This is a genomic window from Mycobacterium sp. Aquia_216 (genome assembly GCF_026723865.1).
In the GTDB taxonomy this organism is placed as follows: Bacteria; Actinomycetota; Actinomycetes; order Mycobacteriales; family Mycobacteriaceae; genus Mycobacterium.
In genome coordinates this window covers 209632-235437 of record NZ_CP113529.1, presented here as the reverse complement: position 1 = coordinate 235437, position 25806 = coordinate 209632, and the positions used below count along the sequence as shown (strand labels likewise).

16 protein-coding genes are annotated in these 25806 nt (G+C 64.4%); 13 read left to right on the top strand and 3 right to left on the bottom strand.

The window, feature by feature from the left end; genetic code table 11:
* Positions 1-3: 3 nt before the first annotated feature.
* Positions 4-1221 carry a MinD/ParA family ATP-binding protein gene (locus OK015_RS01140; RefSeq protein WP_268128610.1) on the bottom strand — a complete coding sequence of 406 codons (1218 nt, stop codon included), beginning with the start codon at positions 1219-1221 and terminating at the stop codon, positions 4-6.
* 662 nt (positions 1222-1883) lie between these two features.
* Here OK015_RS01140 and gltB point away from each other — a divergent pair.
* Together gltB and OK015_RS01130 are read left to right on the top strand one after the other, a co-directional pair.
* The gene (gene gltB / locus OK015_RS01135; protein ID WP_268128608.1) at positions 1884-6479 is read left to right on the top strand and encodes a glutamate synthase large subunit; all 4596 of its coding nucleotides are present in this window, start codon (positions 1884-1886) and stop codon (positions 6477-6479) included.
* Positions 6472-7938 (top strand): glutamate synthase subunit beta, encoded by a 1467-nt coding sequence (locus tag OK015_RS01130; protein ID WP_268128606.1) that lies wholly within the window; start codon positions 6472-6474, stop codon positions 7936-7938. Before gltB ends, OK015_RS01130 begins: the two co-directional genes overlap by 8 nt.
* Before the next feature lie 426 nt (positions 7939-8364).
* On the opposite strand, the gene OK015_RS01125 is transcribed toward OK015_RS01130, so the two are convergent.
* A complete protein-coding gene (locus tag OK015_RS01125; RefSeq protein WP_268128604.1) occupies positions 8365-10215 on the bottom strand; it encodes a sigma-54-dependent Fis family transcriptional regulator in 1851 nt (616 codons plus the stop codon).
* Between the two features lie 207 nt (positions 10216-10422).
* Here OK015_RS01125 and OK015_RS01120 point away from each other — a divergent pair, with 207 nt between their 5' ends.
* The 11 genes from OK015_RS01120 (at position 10423) to OK015_RS01070 (ending at position 24681) form a co-directional block, all read left to right on the top strand.
* Positions 10423-12336, top strand: a complete 1914-nt coding sequence (locus OK015_RS01120; protein WP_268128603.1) for a hydantoinase/oxoprolinase family protein — start codon at positions 10423-10425, stop codon at positions 12334-12336.
* Positions 12337-12375: 39 nt separating this feature from the next.
* Positions 12376-12804: an acetone carboxylase subunit gamma gene (locus tag OK015_RS01115; protein WP_268128601.1), complete on the top strand. Its 429-nt coding sequence runs from the start codon at positions 12376-12378 to the stop codon at positions 12802-12804.
* Positions 12805-12831: 27 nt separating this feature from the next.
* The gene (locus tag OK015_RS01110) at positions 12832-14961 is read left to right on the top strand and encodes a hydantoinase/oxoprolinase family protein (RefSeq protein WP_268128600.1); all 2130 of its coding nucleotides are present in this window, start codon (positions 12832-12834) and stop codon (positions 14959-14961) included.
* Positions 14962-15001: 40 nt separating this feature from the next.
* A complete protein-coding gene (locus OK015_RS01105) occupies positions 15002-17314 on the top strand; it encodes a hydantoinase B/oxoprolinase family protein (protein WP_268128599.1) in 2313 nt (770 codons plus the stop codon).
* Positions 17315-17353: 39 nt separating this feature from the next.
* The gene (locus OK015_RS01100) at positions 17354-18142 is read left to right on the top strand and encodes a hypothetical protein (RefSeq protein ID WP_268128598.1); all 789 of its coding nucleotides are present in this window, start codon (positions 17354-17356) and stop codon (positions 18140-18142) included.
* Between the two features lie 8 nt (positions 18143-18150).
* The gene (locus tag OK015_RS01095) at positions 18151-18954 is read left to right on the top strand and encodes a CoA transferase subunit A (protein ID WP_268128597.1); all 804 of its coding nucleotides are present in this window, start codon (positions 18151-18153) and stop codon (positions 18952-18954) included.
* Entirely contained in the window at positions 18954-19586 is a 633-nt protein-coding gene (locus OK015_RS01090; protein WP_268128596.1) for a 3-oxoacid CoA-transferase subunit B, read from the top strand. Before OK015_RS01095 ends, OK015_RS01090 begins: the two co-directional genes overlap by 1 nt.
* A gap of 335 nt (positions 19587-19921) precedes the next feature.
* Positions 19922-20221, top strand: coding sequence for a PE family protein (locus OK015_RS01085; RefSeq protein WP_268128594.1), 300 nt, complete (start codon positions 19922-19924; stop codon positions 20219-20221).
* A 162-nt stretch (positions 20222-20383) separates the two neighbouring features.
* Positions 20384-21766 (top strand): PPE family protein, encoded by a 1383-nt coding sequence (locus tag OK015_RS01080; RefSeq protein WP_268128593.1) that lies wholly within the window; start codon positions 20384-20386, stop codon positions 21764-21766.
* Entirely contained in the window at positions 21763-23139 is a 1377-nt protein-coding gene (locus OK015_RS01075) for a PPE family protein (RefSeq protein WP_268128591.1), read from the top strand. The genes OK015_RS01080 and OK015_RS01075 overlap by 4 nt, the downstream gene beginning before the upstream one ends.
* Before the next feature lie 165 nt (positions 23140-23304).
* Positions 23305-24681, top strand: coding sequence for a PPE family protein (locus tag OK015_RS01070; RefSeq protein ID WP_268128589.1), 1377 nt, complete (start codon positions 23305-23307; stop codon positions 24679-24681).
* Between the two features lie 258 nt (positions 24682-24939).
* On the opposite strand, the gene OK015_RS01065 is transcribed toward OK015_RS01070, so the two are convergent.
* Positions 24940-25791 (bottom strand): LLM class F420-dependent oxidoreductase, encoded by an 852-nt coding sequence (locus OK015_RS01065; protein ID WP_268128587.1) that lies wholly within the window; start codon positions 25789-25791, stop codon positions 24940-24942.
* Positions 25792-25806: the final 15 nt, after the last annotated feature.

Genomic DNA, 25806 nt, shown 5'->3' with positions numbered 1-25806 from the left:
GCGTCAGCTCTCGTCGCCGCCCGGCCGGGCGTTGGGGGCACGGCTGGGGTTCGCCCCGAAAAAGCCGGCGATCATCGCGGTGGCCTGCAGTAATTTGCGCCGTGTGGGGGCGGCCATCTCGTGGCTCACGTCGATGACGCCGCCGGGGCGCAGATGGGGATCGTAGGGCACCTCGACCACCGGCCGGCCGTGATCGACGAACTCGCGGGCCAGCTGCGCCCGGGTGCGTTTGTCGGCATGCCCGTCGGAATCGTTGAGCACGACGATCGTGTGGTGCAACAACCCCGTCATGCCCTGATCCGACAGCCACTCCATGGTTCGGGCTGCCGCGGACGCCCCATCGGCCCACGGCGAGGACACCACGATCAGCGCGTCCAGGTCCCGCAGGACTTCCTGAGTGACCGGTGAATCCATCGTGGAGCCGCAATCGATGACCGAGATCGTGAAATAGCGATCCAGCCGCGACGCGGCTTCCCGGTAGATCGCGGGATCGAGCACGCGGCGCGGACCGGATGCCGGCTCGCCGGCGAGCACGTGCAGGCCCACCGAATTGCGGCCCACCCGCGCGGCGACGTCGGTGAAGGTCTCCAGATTCTTGTCGGCCGTCAGTTCCCAGAACGAGCTCGTCGACCGTGGATCGATTCGGCTGCTCAACCGACCGAAGGCCGTGTCGGCGTCGATCGCCACCACATGGTCTTGCCCCCGGCGAAGCTCGGCGAACAGGGAGCCGACGCTGGCGGCGACGGACGTCTTTCCCACACCACCCTTGCCCACGACGCCCACCTTGTGGTTGCCGCGGAAACCGGTTCGGATAGCGGCTTCGAATTGGGCGTCTTGACGTTGTGCGGGCGACGGGCCCAGGTTGATGAGGCCAAAGGTGAGCAGCCGCAGCAGGCGTCGCCAGCCGCGGGCGGCAAGTTCGGGCGTGGCGGCCGGGGCGGGGCCGGTGTCCGCCGCCGGCGGGAGGGCGGGCGGGGGAGAAGGCGGCGCGACGGGTCGCGGCGGGGGAGGGGCAGTGACGTGCTGGCGCGGCGGCGCGACCGGCGGCCGTCGTGGTGGCGGAGGCGGCGGTGGCGCGGCGGATCGCTGCGAAGGCGGCGAAAATGCCGCGGGCGGTGCGCCCCGGTGGTCCCTGGAAGGGGGCTCGGGCGGTCGTGCGGCGGGGGCGCGGGCCGGGTCGGGCTGCAGCCGGTCGCGCAGGAATTCGTCGCGCTCGTTCATGGGCTCCTCGGTGCCGGGCGATCGATCGTCGTGCGTGGGGCCGGCCGCACGGTGATACCCGATCAGTATCGGCCCGGTATCTCCTCATGCGCTCCTACCAGTATCGCGCAAACTCGATGGCCCTGATGAGGTACCCGTGTGACAGCTGAGTCGTCCGGTCGGCCCTGCCGGCGGCCGATACCGGCAGCATTACTGCCATGCATTATCGCGAGCTGGGGTGCGAATCCGCGGGTGCAGTGTGATTCCGGCCATTTTGGTGCGGGCGCAAGGCCGGCGTCACAGCAAACCCGGGTAGGCGACCGAGCGGGCGCGCGATCCGGCCGGTCTGCGCTGTCGCGGGCGGATTGTTGGCAGTTGAACGCCATTTCCCCGGGTTATCGGTTAAGGTCCGCAGCGAATTTACGTTGCCGCTACCTGCCGGGTTAGACTTGGTCCAAGTTGGCATGTCAGGCGGTTTTTGTCATATCGTTTTACGACTTGTCGAGACCGGGTACACGCCACCGTTCAGCGCCGCACGGACGATTCGCCCATCGGATCATTTTCCGCTTGGGAGAGAGCCTATCGACAAGACCGAAGGGGTCAGCCCGCAACCTCTGGGTGTAGCCCCTCCGAGCTACTGAAAAACGGTCGCGCAGCAGGTTCTGGTGAAGAGGCAGGTGCATATGACGCCCACGCGCGTTGGGTTATATAACCCCGCGTACGAGCACGATTCGTGCGGGGTAGCCATGGTCGTCGACATGCACGGCCGCCGCAGCCGCGACATCGTCGACAAGGCCATCACCGCACTGGTCAACCTCGAGCATCGTGGCGCGCAGGGCGCCGAGCCCCGCAGCGGTGACGGCGCGGGAATCCTGATTCAGGTGCCGGACGCCTTCCTGCGGGAAGTCGTGGATTTTGAGCTGCCCTCGCCGGGCAACTACGCGACTGGTATCGCGTTCTTACCGCAATCGTCCAAAGATGCCGTGGCGGCGTGCGCCGCGGTGGAGAAGATCGCCGAAGCCGAGGGCCTGACGGTGTTGGGCTGGCGCAATGTGCCCACCGACGACTCGTCGTTGGGCGCGCTGTCCCGTGACGCGATGCCCACCTTCCGGCAGGTGTTCCTGACCGGGGCCTCTGGCATGACCCTGGAACGCCGTTGCTACGTCGTCCGCAAGCGCGCCGAGCATGAACTCGGTACCAAAGGCCCGGGCCAGGATGGACCCGGGCGCGAAACGGTGTACTTCCCAAGCCTGTCCGGCCGGACGATGGTCTACAAGGGCATGCTGACCACCCCGCAGCTCAAGGCGTTTTACCTTGACCTGCAAGACGATCGGATGACCAGCGCGCTGGGCATCGTGCACTCCCGGTTCTCGACCAACACCTTCCCGTCGTGGCCGCTGGCGCATCCGTTCCGGCGTATCGCCCACAACGGCGAGATCAACACCGTGACCGGCAACGAGAACTGGATGCGGGCGCGTGAGGCGCTGATCAAGACCGACATCTTCGGGTCGGCCGACGATCTCGAGAAGTTGTTCCCGATCTGTACCCCGGGGGCCTCCGACACCGCGCGTTTCGACGAAGCGCTGGAGTTGCTACACCTGGGCGGGCGCAGCCTGCCGCACGCGGTGCTGATGATGATTCCCGAGGCCTGGGAACGTAACGAGTCGATGGACCCGGCGCGGCGGGCGTTTTACGAGTACCACGCATCGCTGATGGAACCGTGGGACGGCCCGGCGTCGATGACGTTCACCGACGGCACCGTCGTCGGCGCCGTGCTGGACCGCAATGGCCTACGCCCATCCCGCATTTGGGTCACCGAGGACGGCTTGGTGGTGATGGCGTCCGAGGCCGGTGTCTTGGACCTGGACCCGTCGACCGTGGTGCGGCGGATGCGCCTGCAACCGGGCCGGATGTTCTTGGTGGACACCACTCAGGGCCGCATCGTCGCCGACGAGGAGATCAAAGCCGCGCTGGCCGCCGAGCACCCGTACCAGGAATGGCTCGACAAGAGCCTGGTTCCGCTCGAATCGCTGCCGCAGGGTAAGTACGTCCGGATGGCGCACGATCGACTTGTCATGCGGCAGTTAGCTTTTGGATACACCTACGAAGAGCTCAACCTGCTGGTGGCCCCGATGGTGCGCAGCGGTGCCGAGCCGATCGGGTCGATGGGTACCGATACCCCGGTCGCGGTGCTGTCGCAGCGCCCCCGGCTGCTCTACGACTACTTTCACCAGCTGTTCGCGCAGGTGACCAACCCTCCGCTGGACGCCATCCGCGAAGAGGTGGTGACCAGCCTGCAGGGCACCACCGGCGGGGAGCGCGACTTGCTCAGCCCGGACGAGTACTCCTGTCATCAGATCATGCTGCGTCAACCGATTCTGCGTAACCACGAGCTGGCCAAGCTGATCAACCTGAACCCGGACGACGAGGTCAACGGGCGCCCACACGGTATGCGCTCCAAGGTGATTCACTGTCTGTACCCGGTCGCCGAGGGTGGCGCCGGGCTGGAAGCCGCGCTGGAAGAGGTGCGTGCGCAGGCGTCGGCCGCGATTGCCGACGGCGCCCGGGTCATCATCCTTTCCGACCGGGATTCCAACGAGCAGATGGCCCCGATACCGTCCCTGCTCGCGGTCGCCGGGGTGCACCACCACCTGGTGCGGGATCGGACCCGCACCCACGTGGGCTTGGTGGTCGAGTCCGGTGACGCCCGCGAGGTGCACCACATGGCGATGCTGATCGGCTGTGGCGCCGCTGCGGTCAACCCCTACCTGGCGTTCGAGTCGATCGAGGACATGCTCGACCGCGGCGTCATCGACGGCTTCTCAACCGGGCAAGACCGCGACAAGGCGTTGAACAACTACGTGAAGGCCGCCGGCAAGGGCGTGCTGAAAGTCATGTCCAAGATGGGCATTTCGACACTGGCCTCCTACACCGGTGCCCAGCTGTTCCAGGCCATCGGGATCTCCGAGGACGTGCTCGACGAGTACTTCACCGGGCTGGCCTGCCCGACCGGCGGCATCTCGCTGGACGACGTCGCCACCGACGTCGCCATCCGGCACAAGCTGGCCTATCTGGACCGTCCGGACGAGCGCGCGCACCGTGAACTCGAGGTGGGCGGGGACTACCAGTGGCGCCGTGAGGGCGAATACCACCTGTTCAACCCGGAGACCGTGTTCAAGCTGCAGCACGCCACCCGCACCGGCCAATACAAGATCTTCAAGGACTACACCCGACTGGTCGACGACCAGAGCGAGCGGATGGCATCGCTGCGCGGACTGCTGAAGTTTCGCGGCGACGTACGGCCCCCGGTTCCGCTGGACGAAGTCGAACCCGCCAGTGAGATCGTCAAACGGTTCTCGACCGGAGCGATGAGCTACGGCTCTATCTCCGCCGAGGCACACGAGACGCTCGCCATCGCGATGAACCGACTGGGCGGCCGATCCAACAGCGGTGAGGGCGGCGAGGACGTCAAACGTTTCGACCCCGACTCCAACGGGGACTGGCGCCGCAGCGCGATCAAGCAGGTCGCGTCGGCGCGGTTCGGTGTCACGTCGCACTACCTGACCAACTGCACCGACATCCAGATCAAGATGGCCCAGGGCGCGAAGCCCGGTGAGGGCGGCCAACTTCCGGGACACAAAGTGTATCCGTGGGTGGCCGAGGTCCGGCACTCCACGCCCGGAGTCGGGCTGATCTCACCGCCGCCGCACCACGACATCTATTCGATCGAGGATCTGGCCCAGCTGATCCACGACCTGAAGAACTCCAACCCGTCGGCGCGCGTGCACGTGAAGCTGGTGTCCGAGAACGGCGTCGGCACCGTCGCGGCCGGTGTGTCCAAGGCGCACGCCGACGTCGTGCTGATCTCCGGGCATGACGGCGGCACCGGTGCCACACCGCTGACCTCGCAGAAGCACGCCGGTGCACCCTGGGAGCTCGGGCTGGCCGAGACGCAGCAGACCTTGCTGCTCAACGGGTTACGCGACCGGATCGTGGTCCAGGTGGACGGACAACTCAAGACCGGACGCGACGTGATGATCGGCGCGCTGCTGGGCGCCGAGGAATTCGGTTTCGCCACGGCCCCGTTGGTGGTCGCGGGCTGCATCATGATGCGGGTATGCCACCTCGACACCTGCCCCGTCGGCGTGGCCACGCAGAATCCGGTGCTGCGCGAGCGCTTCACCGGCAAGCCGGAGTTCGTCGAGAACTTCTTCATGTTCATCGCCGAAGAAGTTCGGGAGTATATGGCGCAGTTGGGCTTCCGCACCTTCAACGAGGCCGTTGGCCAAGTGGGCGCGCTGGACACCACGCTGGCGCGCGCACACTGGAAGGCGCACAAGCTGGATCTGGCTCCGGTGCTGCACGAGCCCGAGTCCGCATTCATGAACCAGGACCTGTACTGCAGCTCGCGTCAGGACCATGGCCTGGACAAGGCGCTGGATCAGCAGTTGATCGTGATGAGTCGCGAGGCGCTGGATTCCGGTAAGCCGGTCCGGTTCTCCACCACCATCAGCAACGTCAACCGCACGGTAGGCACCATGCTTGGTCACGAGCTGACGAAAGCCTATGGCGGACAAGGCTTGCCGGACGGAACGATCGACATCACCTTCGACGGCTCCGCGGGCAACAGCTTCGGCGCCTTTGTGCCCAAGGGCATTACCCTGCGGGTGTACGGCGACGCCAACGACTACGTCGGCAAGGGCCTGTCCGGCGGCCGTATCGTGGTGCGGCCGTCAGACAATGCGCCGCAGGAATACGTAGCCGAGGAAAACATCATCGGCGGCAACGTGATCCTGTTTGGAGCCACCAGCGGGGAGGCCTTCTTGCGTGGCGTGGTCGGCGAACGGTTCGCGGTCCGCAACTCCGGTGCCCATGCAGTTGTCGAGGGCATCGGCGATCACGGATGCGAGTACATGACCGGCGGCAGGGTGGTGATTCTCGGCGCCACCGGTCGTAACTTCGCGGCCGGTATGTCCGGCGGGGTGGCCTACGTCTACGACCCCGACGAGAAATTGCCGGAGAACCTCAACACCGAAATGGTGGATCTCGAGGCTCTCGACTCCGATGATGCGGACTTCCTGCACGGCATCCTCCAGGCGCACGTCGATGCCACCGATTCCGCTGTCGGCCAGCGGATCCTGGCCGACTGGCACGGGCAACAGCGGCATTTCGCAAAGGTGATGCCGCGGGACTACAAGAAGGTGTTACAGGCGATCGCGCAAGCAGAGCGCGACGGCGTCGATGTGGGCAAGGCGATTATGGCGGCGGCGCATGGCTGATCCAACAGGCTTCCTCAAGTACACGCATCGGGAGCTGCCGCAACGCCGGCCTGTTCCGCTGCGGTTGAAGGACTGGAACGAGGTCTACGAGGAGTTCAACGACGGCACCCTGCGCGAGCAGGCGACCCGTTGCATGGACTGCGGTATTCCCTTCTGTCACAACGGCTGTCCGCTGGGCAACTTGATCCCGGAATGGAATGACCTGGTGCGCAGGGGACGATGGCGTGACGCGATCGAACGACTGCACGCCACCAACAACTTCCCCGACTTCACCGGCCGGCTGTGTCCGGCGCCCTGCGAGCCGGCGTGTGTGCTGGGAATCAACCAGGATCCGGTGACGATCAAGCAGATCGAGCTGGAGATCATCGATCACGCCTTCGACGAGGGATTCGTCGAGCCCAAGCCGCCGACGCTGCTGACCGGAAAGACCGTTGCCGTCATCGGTTCGGGCCCGGCCGGATTGGCCGCCGCCCAGCAGCTCACCCGCGCGGGACACAGCGTCACCGTCTTCGAGCGTGCCGATCGCATCGGGGGATTGCTGCGCTACGGCATTCCGGAATTCAAGATGGAGAAGCGCGTCCTGGAACGGCGACTCGACCAAATGCGGGCTGAGGGAACCGAATTCCGGGCCGGTGTCAATGTCGGAGTCGACATCACCGCCGAACAATTGCTCGCCGACTTCGACGCGGTGGTGCTGGCCGGCGGTGCCACCGCCTGGCGCGACCTGCCGATTCCGGGCCGTGAACTGGACGGCGTCCACCAGGCGATGGAATACCTGCCGTGGGGTAATCGCGTGCAGGAGGGCGACGACGTGCTGGGCCCCGACGGGGAGCCGCCGATCACCGCCAAGGGCAAGAAGGTCGTCATCATCGGCGGCGGCGACACCGGAGCCGACTGCCTGGGCACCGCGCACCGGCAGGGCGCGGCCAGCATCCACCAGTTCGAGATCATGCCGCGGCCACCGGAAGCCCGCGCCGAGTCCACCCCGTGGCCGACCTACCCGCTGATGTATCGGGTCTCGTCGGCGCACGAAGAGGGCGGCGAGCGCGTGTTCTCGGTCAACACCGAGGAGTTCGTCGGCAAAGACGGCCACGTGACCGCCCTCAAGGTTCACGAAGTGACGATGCAGGACGGCAAGTTCGTCAAGGTCGAGGGATCCGATTTCGAGCTCGAGGCGGATGTGGTGTTCCTGGCGATGGGCTTCGTCGGCCCGGAGAAAGCGGGCCTCCTCACCGACCTCGACGTGAAGCTCACCGACCGCGGCAACGTCGCGCGCGGCGCCGATTACGAGACCTCGGTGCCGGGCGTTTACGTTGCCGGAGACATGGGTCGGGGCCAGTCGCTGATCGTCTGGGCGATCGCCGAGGGTAGAGCCGCGGCCGCGGGTGTGGATCGGTATCTGATGGGGTCAACCGCGCTTCCGGCGCCGATCAAGCCGACTGCCGTACCGCTTCAGTAGTCACACCAGTCACACCAGAAACACGCCGAAAATCGTTCGGCGAGTCTCCCGCAGTTTGCCAGGGCGCGGGTATCTAATAACGACTTGTGCGCTTCGTCACAACGGAGTCACGGTTAAGCAGATCGATCGCAGGAGTGGTCACTGTGCATGTGAAACCAGTACCTCGTACACGGGTGGGGCGAATGGCCTGGTCATTGTTCCGGCACCCTGTGAAGAGCCGCGAGTTTCCCGCTAAGCAAGAGCGCCTGGTTACCGCCCAGGAGCTGTTGCTGTTCGGGGTGTGATCATCCACCACCTGTGAGCTGATAAACGACTGACCGGTTTGCTCGCGCCCGGGGGTTTGGGGTCGAGACGATAGAAGCCCGTCGGAGACGTCCCACGACCGGACGTCATCGTGCTCCATCGTCGGCCAGTTCTGTCCGCCGGTCAGACGGTGATGCCATATGTCTTGAGCTTGCGGTAAAGGCTGGAACGTGACATCCCGAGTTGTGCGGCGGCGGCCATCCTGTTGCTATTGGCCTCCTGCAAGGCGCCCACGATCGCGTCGCGTTCGGCCGCTTCCAACGGGGTCAATGTATGCCGGGCTGCGGTCTGGCAGTATCTGGGAAGATCGCAGGTCTGGATCTCGCCGACCGGGCGCCGGTGCATCGCATGCGCCAGTGCTTCGCGCAATTGAGCGATGTTGCGAGGCCACGAATATCGCGAAATGATCCGTTGGGCGTCGGGGCTGATCCGCACGTTGCGGTCGGGGGCGATGTCGCGCAGTAATGCCGTGGTGAGGCTGGGCAGATCGTCTGTGCGGCAACGTAATGGGGGCACCGTGATCGCGACTTCGAAATGGTGCAACAGTTCCTGGAACGGCAGATCGGACCCCGGCGAGGAATCCGTTCCCGTTGCCACTATCCAGACCGGGCCGTCCAGCGATTCCACCGCCGAGAAATAAGCTTCCAGGCACTGCACACTTTCGGCAGTGGCCTGGTCGATGTATCTGATGATGTGCAGAGTGGGTTCTCGTGGACATCCCGCCAGGGAAGTAATGCCCGATGGCGGGCCTCCGCCGTTGAGCTGCGCAGCATCGAGTGAGATGCTGCGCGCCTCGGGATAGACGGCATGGAACAGCTCGCCTACCAACGTGAACTTGCCGACGCCCGTCTCACCGAGCACTGGGGCCGGCTTTGCCTGTTCAAGCGCATCACGCAGCTCGCCGACCGCTCGCATCCACGCCGGTGTGGTGCCTCCGGCCAGAGATTCGCGGGACCGGGAGAGCTGCTCGACGATCTGCGAAGTCCGTGGTGCCGCGATCGCGATCGGCGGCAGTTGCTGCTCGCTGAAATCGCGCGGCGAGCTGGGTTGGCGCGTTGCGACCAGCTCCGCGACCACCACCATCCCCGCTACCTCTGAGCCAGCGACGATGCGGATTCCGCGGATGTGGACTAGCCGCTGCCCACCCGGTAAAGCCAAGGTGTCGCTGGCCCGATCCTTGCCTGCCATCAGGAAGGTTGCGTGCTCGCGCAATGTGCGTTGTTCGTTGGGGTCGAACAGCTGCTGGGCAGCGGGATTAGCCATGAACACCGAGTCGCCGAACGCAAAGACGGCTTCGCGGGGCGAACGCGCGGTGACCTTCAGGTAGGTCTCGAAGATGGCGCGCTGCGACTGCCCCCGGTCGAGCAGAAGATTACGCCCGATGTCTTTGGCGGCGCTATTGGCCAGGGTGTGCATCAGGGGACTCCACGCGTCCGACAGCGTCGAAATATCGAGCACACCCTCGACGCGTCCGGTGATCGGGTCGATCACCGGGGCCCCGGTACAGGCGAAGAGGTGCAGATTCTCGCTGAAGTGTTCGGGCCCCACCACACTGACCGGTTGGCCCGCTTCGAACACCGTGCCGATGCCGTTGGTGCCCATCGTCGACTCGGAATAGTCGAAGCCAGGTGCGAGATCCACCCGGTCGAGCAACCGTGCCACCGCCGCCGAGCTGTCGATCCGTCGCACCACCCGGGCTTTGCTGTCCGTCAAAGCGATGACCAGCGGCATGTCAGCGATATCGGTCTCGAGCTGCTCGAGTACCGGTCGCGCGCAGCGCACCAAAAGTGATCCCGTGTCGAGATCATCGGTGAACACGCTGTTGGGGCTGGATACGTCCACGCCTGCCGACTGACTGCGCTCCCACGAGGCCACCACCATGTCCGAGACGCCCGCCGCACCCGTGCTGCCGTACTCAAGGAAGTCCGCACGGGCAGCAGCTACCCGCAGCATCCGGCCGGGGTTATCAGGCATCGCGCGCTCCTGGCTGCGGGATGACTTTTGCGTCATCGCTTCGTCACGCCAAGTTTAAAGAGAGGGCGGTCATCTCCCGGGTATGCGGCTGTGTCCCATTTTGGGACAGCCCGCCGCCGTGAGACCTCGGCAATGTTTTTCGGGCAGCGATGTGGTGTGCAGCACATCCGCCGACGAATGTGAAACGCGACCTCGAAACGGAGCGGCATGGGAACCCTCATCAACATCGACAATGGCGGCACCCTGACCGACATCTGCGTCTGGGACGGCGACGGCTTCCGCTTCACCAAGACGCTGACCACCCCGCACGACCTGTCCGAATGCCTGTTCACCGGAATTGAAAAGGCATCACAAGCCCTTTACGGCGACGCCGATATCACCCGGCTGCTGCACGAGGCCGAGCACATTCGGTACTCCACCACCCAGGGCACCAACGCGCTGGTGGAACGGCGAGGCCCGATGATCGGGATCCTGACTTCGATGACGGGGCTGGCGACCGCGATGCAGCAGACTCCCGCCGGGGAAAAACTGTTCGCCGACCTGGTCGGTGATCGCTTTGTGACCTTCGACCCGGATGCCGACACCGAGGCTTTCGAGTTCGATGCGGTGCAAAAGATCAACCGGCTGACCACGTTGGGGGCGGCTCGGGTCGTCGTCACCGGAGCGAGTCCGCTGCAGGAGCAGCGGCTCCGGCACGTGCTGTTGCGCAAGTTTCCCCGCCACCTGCTGGGCTCGGTCCCGCTGATCTACAGCTGGGAGCTGGCCGGAGACCGCGATCACACGCGGCGCGCGTGGTCATGTGTGGTCAATTCATTCCTGCATCCGACGATGGAGCGGTTCTTGTACAGTGCCGAGCGGCGGCTGCAGGGCTACCGGGTGGTCAACCCGTTGCTTGTTTACCGTAACGACGGCGCGTCCTCGCGAGTTGCGAAATCGGTTGCGCTAAAGACGTATTCGTCGGGGCCGCGTGGCGGGCTGGAAGGTACCGCGGCGCTGGCGAAAGCTTACGGGTTGCAGCACGCCCTGATGATGGACGTGGGGGGCACTACCACCGACGTCGGTGTCGTCGAAGACGACATTGTCGTGGTGGCTGACCGGGGCAGCATCGAAGGGGTACGCATCTCCTATCCGATGAGCCACCTCACCTCGGCAGGTGTGGGCGGTTCATCGGTGATCCAGGTTCTCGACGGGGAGATCACGGTAGGGCCGCAGTCGGTCGGTGCCGCACCGGGTCCGGCATGCTTCGGATTCGGCGGGAAACAGGCCACCATCACCGACGTCAACCTGCTGCTCGGCGTGCTCGACGCCGACACCTACCTGGACGGGACCTTCACCCTCGATCCGGGCCGGTCGAGGTCGGTGATCACCGAAACGATCGCCGAGCCGCTCGGGATCTCGCTTGAAGAGGCGTTGATCCGCATGGAACACGCCTACTTCGACGCGCTCGCGGTCGCGCTGGCGGGGGCCGTCAAAGACGTCACGACGTTGCTGGCTTTCGGCGGAGCGGGGCCGATGAGCGCCACCGGCGCGGCCAGGCTGGCCGGCATCAAGCGGGTGCTGATCCCACGCACCGCGGCTGTCTTCTCGGCGTTCGGGATCTCGTTCTCCGACATCGGCAAGACCTACGAAGTGATCATTCCCGAGCCGAGTGCCGATTCGGCCAGTGCCGTCCATGACGCTCTGCTGGCGCGCGCCGACCGAGACATGTTCCAGGAAGGCTATTTACTGGCCGATTGCGAGACCACCTGGCGGTTGCTGCTGGAGAGCGTGGATGACGCGACGGTGTCGCACCTGCCGTACCAGCGCGGCGACGAGGTCGACTATCCGGGCTGTGTTGTTTCGCTGCAGCTGGATGTGGCTGCAGCGCTTCCACATCCAGAGCTGCCGAAGAGTACACGAGCTGATCCGAGTACCGCGCCGTCTATCGGTCGGCGCCCCATCCGCGCCGCCGCGGACCGGGTCGACGACGTTGCGGTGCATGTGCTCGACGAGCTGAGTCCCGGCCATGCCGGTACGGGGCCCGCCATCATCGAGGGCCCGTTCTTCACCGCCCGGGTACTGCCGGGTTGGGAGTTCCGGGTCACCTGGGCCGGTGACCTGATGCTGACCGACAACCTCTGAATCGCACCGTCCACGCTGTTCCGCGGAAGGAGGACTCCGATGCGAGTCCCTATGACCGAATACCTCGTCATCGATCTCGACACCGAACGGTGGGTATGCCGGGTGTGTGCCCAGGATATGGGCTCGGCGCACGAGAACTACAAGTCGAGAACCCTGGTCCATGACCGCGATCCCCGCGAAATCCACCAGCCGATCATCGATCCCGAGCGGTATGAGTACACGTTCAGTCCCGATCCGACTTACTGCCGGATTCTCGAGTACTACTGTCCCGGCTGCGGCACGCAGATCGAGTGCGAGTACCTGCCGCCGGGCCATCCGCCCGCCGTTGACATCCTCGTCGATGTCGCCGCGCTGCGTAAGCAATGGGCGGAGCGCGGCCTAGACGCCGAAGCCGTCCACAACTACGGGCCCGGTGAAGATGCGCAGAAGTACACCGCCGCGCTCAAGGCCGCCGGCCACATCCGCTGATCCCACTCACCCCGGAGAACTCAAAGCATGAAACGAATTTCGGTCGACATCGGCGGCACATTCACCGACTGCTTCTTTGTCTGGGGCGATGTCTACGTCGACGCCAAAGCGCTCACGACCCATCACAATTTGGCGATCGGGTTCAACGATGCGCTCGACCTTGCCTGCAAGCGAGCCGGATTGGACCGGTCCACGGTGCTGTCCGAAGTGGATTCGGTCCGCTACGCGACCACTCTGGGCACTAACGCGCTCATCGAGCGCAATGGGCCTAAGGTGGCCGCCATTGTCACCCACGGCTTCGAAGACACCATCCCGCTATCCCGCGGTCGCGGTTATGGGGAGGGCCTGGACTATGCGATGCAGCAGAACCTGCCGGCCGCCGAGCGTCCCGAGCCGCTGGTGTCGCGGGCGATGATCCGTTCGGTCAAGGAGCGCATCAACTCCGCCGGGAAGGTCGTCGCGCGGCTGGACCCCGACGACGTGCGCATGATGGTTCGCGAGCTGGTCGACGGCGGCGCCGAGGCGATAGTGGTATCACTGGTCAACTCGACCGAGAACCCCGAGCACGAGCTCGCGATTCAAGAGATCATTCTCGACGAGTTTCCCCCGCACGAGCTCGGTGCGATCCCGGTGCTGCTGGGTCACCAGGTCTCCGGGCGCAAGGGGGAGTACGTCCGCGCCACGTCGACGATCATCGACGCCTACCTGCACGAGATCATGTTTCACGCCCTGGCGCAGCTGTCGAGCAATCTGCGCGACTTCGGCTACGACAAGCCGATGTTGGTAATCCACAACTCCGGCGGCATGGCGCAGATGAACTCCACCGACGCGCTGCAGACGATTCACTCCGGGCCGATCGCCGGTGTTGGTGCGGCTGAACATCTTTCGAATGAAACGGGTATCGGCCACGTTATCGCAACCGATATGGGGGGGACCTCGTTCGACATCGGTCTGGTTCCCGAGGGCGGGGTGAAGCATTACGACTTCCTGCCCACCATCGATCGGTGGCTGGTGTCGGTGCCGATGGTGCACCTCGATACTCTGGGCGCTGGCGGGGGTTCGATCGCCAGCTACGACCGCATTCACAACTCGATCAAGATCGGGCCGAAGTCGGCGGGCTCTAACCCGGGCCCGGCCTGCTATGACCGCGGTGGCCTGCGCCCCACCGTCACCGATGCCGACCTGCTGCTGGGGTACCTGGATCCGGACAACTACGCCAACGGATACATCAAGCTGAACGCCAAGCGGTCGCTGTTCGCCATCGAGGAGGACCTGTGCGACCACCTCGACATGGATCCGGTCGAGGTCGCGCGGGTCATCAAGGACGGCGTCGACGAGCAGATGGCGATCGGCATCGGCAAGGAGCTGCGGGTCCGCGGATATCTGCCCGAAGACTTCACAATGCTTGCCTACGGGGGCAATGGACCGCTGCACGCCTGCGGCATCGCACGCCATGCCGGCATCAAACGCGTTCTGGCGCCGCCATTCTCGTCCGTATTCGCGGCTTGCGGCGCCGGGAACATGAAGCAGCTGCACTTCCACGAGCGCGGTGTGCACGTGACAATGTACAACACGACAACACGCAAGCTTTACGACGAGTACGACGAGTTCAACGCCGTTGTGGAGGAATTGGAGGCGAGTGGGCGTGAGGATCTGATCCGGCAGGGCTTCTCCGGCGAGGTCGTCAAGTACCGCCTCGAACTGGATATGCGCTACGGCAACCAGCTGCTGACCCAGGCCGTGGCCCTGCAGGACATCCACCGCATCAACGGCGTCGGCGACGTGCTGCAGATCATCAGGACCTTTGGGGACGTCTATAGCCATCGCTTCGGCGCGTCCTCTGCCGCCCCGGAGGCCGGGATCCGCTGCAACACCGTGCGGGTCGCGTCGTTCGTCGACGGCGACGTGGTGAACTTCGAAACATTGGAGCACGGCGGAGAACGCAGCGCGCCAATCCCGATCGGGACGCGCCAGGCGCACTTGATCGGATACGGCAACCCGATCGACACCGCGGTGTACGACCAAGACGCCCTTTCGGCCGACCGCGTGATCGCTGGTCCGGCCATCGTCACCACCGAGAACACCACCTTCCTCGTCGAACCCGGCTGGCGGCTGGAGCCGACCGTGCAGGGGGCCGTGTGGTTCCTGCAGGACTGACACCGCCAACGTTTCGCGAAGACCAAAGGACGGACAACCAATGACCACAGTTAACGAACGCCCAACCGGCCATCTGACTGCCGAAGAGCAGCAATGGGTCGACCGATTCATGGATGAGACAACGCTTTTCCTGGGGCCCGACCGGGAAATCATGCGCAGCCACAGCATCTCCGCGCGGTCGCTGCACGAAGACCTGGCCATCGCCGCCGGCGTGGATCGACTGCAGGTGGAACGCATCCGCAAACGCATTGCCGGCGCGTTGGACGAGGGCTACGAGATGTGCGAAGCCCAGGGCGCTGCGCCCGGCGCCAAGTGGGGCGACCTGACGACGGCGATTTACACCGGTGCCGGTGACGTCTCGTATCTGTCGTGTCACGGGGTCATCGCCTTCAGCGCGATCCTGCACCACCCGATCCGCTACATCATGAAGAACTGGAAGGACGAGCCGACGGTCGGCATTCATGAAGGTGACGGGTTCATCCACAACGACGCCCGGTTCGGCAACGTGCACAACACCGACCAGTCGATGATCATGCCGATCATCCGTGACGGCGAAATCATCGCGTGGGTGGCCGCCACCATTCATGAAGGCGAAAACGGCGCCTGCGAACCGGGCGGCATGCCATCGGGCTCGGAGACCGCGTTCGACGACGGGCTGCGGATGAGCCCGTTCAAGATCGTCGAGCGTGGTCAGCTGCGCCGTGATCTGCTGACCTTCTTGCAGCACTCGGTGCGCGACCCCAAACTGCAGCTGGCAGATCTCAAGGTGAAGATCACTGCGGTGCGCAAGATCATGGAGCGCATAGACAAGGTCATCGACGAGGTCGGCACCGACACGTTCGTAGCCGCGCTGCGTATCACCGTAGAGGACGTCGACGCCGAGGTACGCCGCCGGATCAGTGAATTACCGGATGGCACTTACCGATTCGACCAGTTCATGGACAGCACCCTTAAAGAGAACATCCTGATCAAGTTCGCGTGCAAGATCACCGTCAAAGGCGACACGATGACTGTCGATCTGCGCGGGACCGGGCCGGAGATCCTCAACCGTGCCATCAACTCACCCCTCTGCTCGGTGAAATCAATGATGATGCAGGCGATCCTGGCATTCTGGTGGCCGGACCTGCCGCGCTGCACCGCCGCGATGAGCTGTATTGAGATCATCTCCGACGAAGGAACCTGGGCCGATGCGTCCTACGACGCCCCGATGGGCCAGTCCCTGCAGGCCTCCTTCCGCGGCTTTTCGGCCATGCAGGCCCTCTACAGCAGGATGTCATTTTCTTGCCCGCATAAGTACAGCAACGTGGTCGCGAACTGGTTCAACCAGATCAACACATTCCTGTGGGGCGGCATCACCCAGCACGGCGACATGGTCGGGAACCTGTGCGCGGACCTCAACGGAATGCCCGGTGGCGCAAAGCCATTCCGCGATGGGGAGGACGCCGTATCGCCGTTGTTCTGCGCCATGGCAGATACCGCCGAGCAAGAGGTGATGGAAGAAGAGGTGCCGTTCATGCAGCTCGTTGCCAAGCGGTTAATCCGCGACAACATGGGCTTCGGAAAGTTCAACGGCGGAATGGGATACGAGATGATCGTAGCTGCCGAAGGTAGCCCGCAATGGGGGTTCATGACGGTGACCTCGGGCGCGAAGTTCTCGTCGATCTACGGGATGTACGGCGGCTACGGCTGCGGCACCTATCCGCTGGCCATGGTCAAGGGCACTAACGTCTATGAGCACTTCCGGCAGGACAACAAGAAATTCGACCTGTCCATGGAGAAGGTGATGAACGAACGCCCGTTCCCGGACGGCCGTTACTCCACTTATCACATGGGTCTGCAGTTCGATCTCGCCAAGGATGGCGAGTTGTACATGATCAGCCAGGGCGCCGGCGGTGGATATGGCGATCCGCTGGAGCGGCTGCCCGAGTCGGTGGTCCGCGACGCCGAACTCGGTCGGATCAGTCAGCGGGTGGCTGAGGACGTGTTCGGGGTGCGCTATGACCCGGCGACCTTCCGGCTGGACGCCGGGGGTACCGAAAAGGCGAGGGCGCAGATCCGCAAGGAACGCTTGCAACGCGGCAAGCCGTTTGCCGAATTCTGCGCGGAATTCGTCAAGCCGGAGCCGCCAAAGGACCTCGCCTACTACGGGTCGTGGGGCACGTGGACCCCGGACACACCGGACATCGTGGCCACGGTCTACACGATCGACGGCCCCGAACGCGTCACCGCACCGCTGCAGGAACTGCCCATCGTCATGGTGCCCGACCGCCGTGAGGTCAAGATCGCCAAACTCGAGGCGCGCATCGCCGAGCTCGAGCAGCGATACGGCGAAAACGTTACGCGGCTGGCCTGATCGCGACGCATCGTCGCCGACCGCTGGAAAGGTAAAGCGTTGAGTGCAAAATCGCTGGTGGCTCTCCCTCCGAGTGGGCGTACCCGGCCCCTGCTGATCAACGACGTCGACTATTCGACCGCGGTGATCCGACAAGGCGCACCGATTCCGTGGACCGATACCACGCTGGCGGCGGGCCATTTCGCGCAAGTCCGCGGCCTGCTTGACCCGGACGCGATGTGGGTCGACGTTCGTCGCTTCCAGGGTGCGCACATCGAAGTCCGCCCGGGACTGGTGCAAGCCATGGGCAGCCGTGTCCGCACGGGCTATCCGTTGCGTGCGTTGCTGGCCGACGATGCGGTGCTGGCGGCCAGTCGCGAGGTGCTAGGAACGCTGGCGGGCACGTCGCGGCGCCAACTGGTGCTGCACGTGCCATCGCCGGTGTGCTGGCTGTCGTGGGCCCACCAAGTCGCCGACAACGCACTTGATGCGGTGGCAGCCGACGACGCCGACCGGGCCGCGATGTATATCGCCGAATGGCTCGGCCAGCTGGGTTCCCTGCCGGTTGCTCTGGTTCTGCTCGACAGCCGCGGCGGGCCAACGGGAAGCCCGGAAAAGCTGGAGTCCTACGCCTCCATCGCCAACGTCGCCGGACACTTCGACTGGTCATTAGCGCTGTGGACGGACTCCGCAGTCGAGAGCTCGCCGGGCGACCCGCCCATCGGACTTCTCTCCGACGAATTTTGGACGGCGGGCGCCGACATCCCGGCGGGCGAGATTCTGCTCACCACCATTCCCGTCTCGGCATCACCCGAGCAGGTGCTCGAACAACTGGCGAAACTGCATTAGGGGCCCGCATGGACAAGACGATTAGCACGGCCGCAGAGGCAGTCGCCGACATCCCGGACTCGATCATGTTGGCCACCGGCGGATTTGGCGTTTGCGGTATTCCTGCCGTGCTGTTGGCGGCCCTGGCCGAGTTGGGCAGCCGCGATATCACCCTGGTGTCGAACAACTGTGGTATCGGCGGGCTCGGCAATTCACTGCTGCTGGAGAACCGGCAGATCCGCCGGCTCGTTGCGTCGTACGTCGGCGAGAACAAGGAACTGGAGCGCCAGTACCTGGCCGGAGAGATCGAGATCGAGCTGATCCCGCAAGGCACTCTGGCCGAACGGCTGCGTGCCGGTGGCGCGGGCATCGCCGCCTTTTACACCCGCAGCGGCGTGGGCACTGAAGTCGCCGACGGCGGGCTGCCGATCAGGTACGCACCGGATGGATCGGTGGACACTGCTTCGCAGCCCAAGACCGTCGCATCGTTCGACTGGGACGGCGGTGCGCACGAGTTTGTTCTCGAGACGGCGCTGCGGCCCGACTTCGCCCTGGTTCATGCCTGGAAGGGAGATCGGCACGGGAATCTCGTATTCCGCAGGGGGGCACGTAATTTCAACCCGTTGTGTGCGATGTCGGCACGAATCACGGCCGCCGAGGTCGAAGAGCTCGTCGAGCCGGGCGACATCGAACCCGACGCCATCCATCTGCCGGGCATCTATGTGGATCGGGTGCTGCCGCTGACTGCGGCCGACATCGCCGCCAAAGGCATCGAACGCCGAACCGTGCGGTCTCGACCACCGTGCGACGAGATTGCGGAAGAGGTGGCGTAATGGCTTGGGACCGCGGGCAAATGGCAGCACGCGCCGCTGCGGAACTGCACGACGGTGACTATGTCAACCTCGGCATCGGGTTGCCGACACTGGTGCCTGAACACGTGCCCGACGGCGTACACATCGTGCTCCAGTCGGAGAACGGAATTCTCGGCCTCGGGCCGTATCCCTATGACGGGGAGGAGGATCCGGACCTGATAAACGCCGGAAAGGAGACCGTCACCATTGTTCCGGGTGCCAGCTTCTTCGACTCGGCAGCCAGCTTCGCGATGATTCGGTCAGGCCGGATAGACATCGCGATCCTGGGCGGCATGCAGGTTAGCGTCCGGGGCGACCTGAGTAACTGGGTGGTGCCGGGAAAGCTGGTGAAGGGCATGGGCGGCGCGATGGATTTGGTGCAGGGAGCGCGCAAAATCATCGTGCTCATGGAGCATTGCGCACGCGACGGCACTCCAAAGATTCGCGTGGAGAACAGCCTGCCGCTTACCGGTAGATGCGTCGTCGACCGAATAATCACCGACCTTGCCGTCATTGACGTCACCCGCGACGGCCTACGTCTGGTCGAACTGGCGAGCGCGGTCGACGTGAAGCAGCTCCGGCAGCGAACGGGGGCACCGCTTTTAGTCGACTGATCCACGCCACGCCTTCAGGAGTTTCGGCAGTTCGCACCGACAGGAAATGACATGAATGCGCACCTTTTGCCGGAGTTACCCGCCGCCGGCACCCCGTCCGCGACGATCTGGTGGGGACATGCCCGGGTGCTGGGCTGCGCATCCCAGATTCGCTTACCAAAATCGTCGGCGTAGGGAGGCCTGTAATCGAGCAGAGCGTCAATGAACACAGCTGGGATCTGACACAGCTAGACGGGTTACGGCCCTAGCCGGTAATCGAAGGAGTGGCCGGATGTTGCGTTGGTCCCGCGTCCGTCGGCAGACCACGTATTCGATTAGAGATTTGGAGATAATCTATGCCATTCGTCACTGCTCAGCCCGCCGAACTGGCGGCGGCCGCTACCAGTTTGCGCGCAATCGGATCGGCGGTGAGCGCCGAAAATGCGAGTATAGCGGCCCCGACAACCGGGATAATGCCAGCGGCAGCCGATGAAGTTTCGGCCTTGACTGCTGCCCAGTTTAGCGCCCACGGCCGCATCTACCAGGCACTTAGTATGCAGGCCGCAGAAATTCACGAAATGTTTGTCAACACCTTGGCTTCCAGTGCCGATTCTTATGCCGCGACCGAGGCGGCCAATGCGATTGCCACCAGATGAGCACGGGCTATTTCTCCAGCATGCATAACCAGCAGCGCGGTTTCATGATTCGTAATTGAATTTTGAAAAATCACGGCAACCGTTTCTTTCGGTGGGAAACGGTTGGTATCTAGGACCGGGTCCGGCTTCTGCAGACGCCGCAACGACAAGGAGGTATTAGAAATGGATTTTGCGGTGTTGCCGCCGGAGGTTAACTCGGGTCGGATGTATGCGGGTGGGGGATCGGGGTCGTTGATGGCGGCTGCGGGGGCGTGGGACAGGGTGGCTGCGGAGTTGAATGCGGCGGCGGGGGCGTATCGGAGGGTGGTCTCCGAGGTTGCTGATAGTTGTTGGTGGGGTGCGTCGTCGATGTCGATGAGTGCTGCGGCGGCTGTTTATGCGGTGTGGATGGGCGTGACCGCGGCGCGGGCGGAACAGACCGCTGATCGAGCCAGATCGGCGGCTGCGGCGTATGAGGCGGCATTTGCTGCCACGGTGCCGCCGTCGGAGGTGGCGGCTAATAGGGCGTTGTTGGTGGCGTTGGTGGCCGGCAATGTGGTCGGGCAAAATACGGGGGCGATTGCGGCTACCGAGGCGCAGTACGGCGAGATGTGGGCCCAGGATGCCGCGGCGATGTATGGGTATGCGGGTGCCTCAGCTGCTGCGGCGACGTTGGTCGCGTTCACCGAAGCGCCGTGCAACACCAACCCGAGCGGTATGGTCGCCCAACATGTTGCTGCTCGCCACGCGGTGGCCACGTCAACAGCAGGCAACACGCAATCCGTCCTATCTCACGTGCCCAACACACTGCACAGCCTGGCAGCGGGCGGATCGTCATTCAGGCCCATTGACCAGCTAGAGAACATCTTGGCTAGCAATCCGTTTCAGCAGATCAATACGTTGGCTGGCGATACGGGGTCCTACGCCCTGGTGTATGCCTCCGCGGCGTATACGGCCGGGGGAATTCTCGCCCAAGTCTTTCCACTCATGTCGCTCGCGCTGCCAAGCGCCACGGCTGCGGCTTCGTCGGTGTCTGGGGAGCCGGGGGCCGGGTTGGGGACCTTGGCGAGTTCCTCGGGTGCGGCTGCTCGTGGTCTTGGTTCGGGTTTTGGCGAGGCCGGGATTTCGTCCGGTCTGGGCCAAGCGGCATCGGTGGGCGGGTTGTCGGTACCGCCGGCTTGGGGTTCGGCGCCACCAGGGATCCGGTTGGTCTCTGCGGGGTTGCCGATGACCAGTCTCGATGTCGTGCCCGCGGCGGGACCAGCTGCACCGGGAGGCTTCTTCGGCGGTCTGCCCCCGGTAGCCAGCATGGTCAACGCACCATCAGCCAGCTCCACCTATTCGCAGGGCTTGCGAAGCACCGTACTCGCGTCAGAGGCCGGGAAGTCGGGCGGCGGCGAGTGCGGACGAGGTCGACCTGCGCCGCCGGTGCAACGTAGTCGAAACGACGAAGGCGGCTGGACACAAGGTGAGCTCGACGAGCTTGAGCGGTTGCGCAGGGAGGTGGCTGAAGTGGCGATGGAGCATGACGCGGTGGCCCTGTTGATCAGGGAAGCGATTCGATGATCGGGTTGGATTTTGCGGTGTTGCCGCCGGAGGTTAACTCGGGTCGGATGTATGCGGGTGGGGGATCGGGGCCGTTGATGGCGGCTGCGGGGGCGTGGGACAGGGTGGCTGCGGAGTTGAATGCGGCGGCGGGGGCGTATCGGAGGGTGGTCTCCGAGGTTGCTGATAGTTGTTGGTGGGGTGCGTCGTCGATGTCGATGAGTGCTGCGGCGGCTGTTTATGCGGTGTGGATGGGCGTGACCGCGGCGCGGGCGGAACAGACCGCTGATCGAGCCAGATCGGCGGCTGCGGCGTATGAGGCGGCATTTGCTGCCACGGTGCCGCCGTCGGAGGTGGCGGCTAATAGGGCGTTGTTGGTGGCGTTGGTGGCCGGCAATGTGGTCGGGCAAAATACGGGGGCGATTGCGGCTACCGAGGCGCAGTACGGCGAGATGTGGGCCCAGGATGCCGCGGCGATGTATGGGTATGCGGGTGCCTCAGCTGCTGCGGCGACGTTGGTCGCGTTCACCGAAGCGCCGTGCAACACCAACCCGAGCGGTATGGTCGCCCAACATGTTGCTGCTCGCCACGCGGTGGCCACGTCAACAGCAGGCAACACGCAATCCGTCCTATCTCACGTGCCCAACACACTGCACAGCCTGGCAGCGGGTTCGCCACCCGGCGGCGTACCACAAATAACCGACACATTCGAATCACTGTATGGCGATTTTACGGGGTTCGCGGGATTCGCTTCCGGTATGGGGTTTTTAGGATCGGGCGCCTTATATGTCCTTTTTCCGATGGTAGCGACGTCGGAGGGGCCGTTAGTGGCCGCGCTTTCGGCGGCCAAGTCTGGGGAGCCGGGGGCCGGGTTGGGGACCTTGGCGAGTTCCTCGGGTGCGGCTGCTCGTGGTCTTGGTTCGGGTTTTGGCGAGGCCGGGATTTCGTCCGGTCTGGGCCAAGCGGCATCGGTGGGCGGGTTGTCGGTACCGCCGGCTTGGGGTTCGGCGCCACCAGGGATCCGGTTGGTCTCTGCGGGGTTGCCGATGACCAGTCTCGATGTCGTGCCCGCGGCGGGACCAGCTGCACCGGGAGGCTTCTTCGGCGGTATGCCTCCGGTAGCCAGCATGGTCAACGCACCACGCTCGCGTGACGCCCTTCCGCGTCGTCTCTGCAGCAAAGCGCTCCCATCCTGGGCTGCGGAGCCAGATGATTCCCAACGCGCACGAACCCGCCCGCTGCCGCCGCACCACCGTGCATTCGGCGCACCGACTACAGCGATCAGCGGCCGGGAAGAACTCGACCAGCTGCGCAAAAAACTCACCGACCTAACCAAGAAACGGGACCTGCTCAAAGAGACGGCAGCCTTTTTAATCGAGGAAGCGCGCGAATAGCAATATTCACTATCGAATACGAAGAATCGTAGCGCTGGAGTATCTATAGATTTGGGAAGTGCGCAATATGGCCGAAAATATAAAATTCCGGATAAACATCCGTGCGCAGCGCGACGGTACTGCGATAGCTTCAGCCAGTCGATGCCGCGGCAGGGAAGCGATTCGATGATCGGGTTGGATTTTGCGGTGTTGCCGCCGGAGGTTAACTCGGGTCGGATGTATGCGGGTGGGGGATCGGGGCCGTTGATGGCGGCTGCGGGGGCGTGGGACAGGGTGGCTGCGGAGTTGAATGCGGCGGCGGGGGCGTATCGGAGGGTGGTCTCCGAGGTTGCTGATAGTTGTTGGTGGGGTGCGTCGTCGATGTCGATGAGTGCTGCGGCGGCTGTTTATGCGGTGTGGATGGGCGTGACCGCGGCGCGGGCGGAACAGACCGCTGATCGAGCCAGATCGGCGGCTGCGGCGTATGAGGCGGCATTTGCTGCCACGGTGCCGCCGTCGGAGGTGGCGGCTAATAGGGCGTTGTTGGTGGCGTTGGTGGCCGGCAATGTGGTCGGGCAAAATACGGGGGCGATTGCGGCTACCGAGGCGCAGTACGGCGAGATGTGGGCCCAGGATGCCGCGGCGATGTATGGGTATGCGGGTGCCTCAGCTGCTGCGGCGACGTTGGTCGCGTTCACCGAAGCGCCGTGCAACACCAACCCGAGCGGTATGGTCGCCCAACATGTTGCTGCTCGCCACGCGGTGGCCACGTCAACAGCAGGCAACACGCAATCCGTCCTATCTCACGTGCCCAACACACTGCACAGCCTGGCAGCGGGTTCGCCACCCGGCGGCGTACCACAAATAACCGACACATTCGAATCACTGACCAGTGACATATCGGGATTTTTGACGCTGATACCCGCGACGAATTTCTCTGTCACAGGCACGTTATTCACTCTTTTTCCGATGGTAGCGACGTCGGAGGGGCCGTTAGTGGCCGCGCTTTCGGCGGCCAAGTCTGGGGAGCCGGGGGCCGGGTTGGGGACCTTGGCGAGTTCCTCGGGTGCGGCTGCTCGTGGTCTTGGTTCGGGTTTTGGCGAGGCCGGGATTTCGTCCGGTCTGGGCCAAGCGGCATCGGTGGGCGGGTTGTCGGTACCGCCGGCTTGGGGTTCGGCGCCACCAGGGATCCGGTTGGTCTCTGCGGGGTTGCCGATGACCAGTCTCGATGTCGTGCCCGCGGCGGGACCAGCTGCACCGGGAGGCTTCTTCGGCGGTATGCCTCCGGTAGCCAGCATGGTCAACGCACCACGCTCGCGTGACGCCCTTCCGCGTCGTCTCTGCAGCAAAGCGCTCCCATCCTGGGCTGCGGAGCCAGATGATTCCCAACGCGCACGAACCCGCCCGCTGCCGCCGCACCACCGTGCATTCGGCGCACCGACTACAGCGATCAGCGGCCGGGAAGAACTCGACCAGCTGCGCAAAAAACTCACCGACCTAACCAAGAAACGGGACCTACTCAAGCGGGCCGCCGTATTTATGATCAAGCAAGCCCAAAAATAGGGAAATCTTGCGGAGTTTCGTTCGCACAATCGAAGGTGTTGTCGTCGCAGTGGCCAGCACCTTCGCGAGGTGAGACGGCCGGCATAGCTCCAAGTTTTCGGTTCGGGCTCGTGTCTGGCCACGGCACCGGTTCTTGCGGTGGGGCCCTAGGCGGATGGCCGAAAGCGGCTTATCCGAGGCCATGCGCGGGACGAGCCGCAGTAGCAGAATGGGGCCCTTCCGAAAATCCGGGAATTCACTGCCGACTAGCGGCCCGACCTAGCCGCTCCACAACCCCGAATCCCGGATTGCCTCAGCCAGCGGCTCCAGGACGGCCGGGTCGTGCGGCGGGGGCAGGTAGACGATTCCCAAGTCGAGCCCCTCGGCCCCCAGCCCGGCTGCGGTCTCGATGACCTGCCCGTAGTCGAGGTCTTCGCCGAGGCGGACATGGGCCGACATGGTGATCTCCTTGGGGTCGCGCCCGATGTCAGCGCAGCGTGCCGCGAGCACGTCGCGCTTGCGGGCGAACTCCTCGGGCGTCCCGCCGGCGAAATTCCAGTGCTGGGCGTAGCGCGCGGTGAGCGGCAGCGTGCGCTTCTCCCCGCTGCCGCCGATGCAGATGGGCGGGTGCGGGCGCTGCGGCCCCTTGGGTTCGTTGCGCGCGTCCTTGAGCTGGTAGTACTTGCCGTCGAAGCTGGTGGTCTCCTCGCTGAGCAAGCTGATCAGCACCTGACAGGCTTCCTCGAACCGGTCGAACCGTTCCCGGATGCTGCCCAGTTCGATGCCGTAGGCACCCGACTCCTCCTCGTTCCAGCCGGCGCCGATCCCGAGTTCGAGTCGCCCGTCGGAGATGACGTCGAGAGCGGCGGCCATGTTGGCCAGAACCGCAGGGTGGCGGTAATGGATGCCCGTGACCAGGGTGCCCAGCCGCAGCCGGTTGGTGGCCTGGGCGAGCGCGGTCAGCGTCGTCCAACCTTCCAGACACGGGCCGGTGCTGTCGGAAAAGATCGGGTAGAAGTGGTCGAATGTCCACCCGGACTCGAAGACGTCGATGTCGTCGGCGGCCTGCCAGACGGCCAGCATGGCTGCCCAGGTGGTGTTTTGCGGTGAGGTTTTGAACGCGAATCGCATGCCATCGACGCTAGT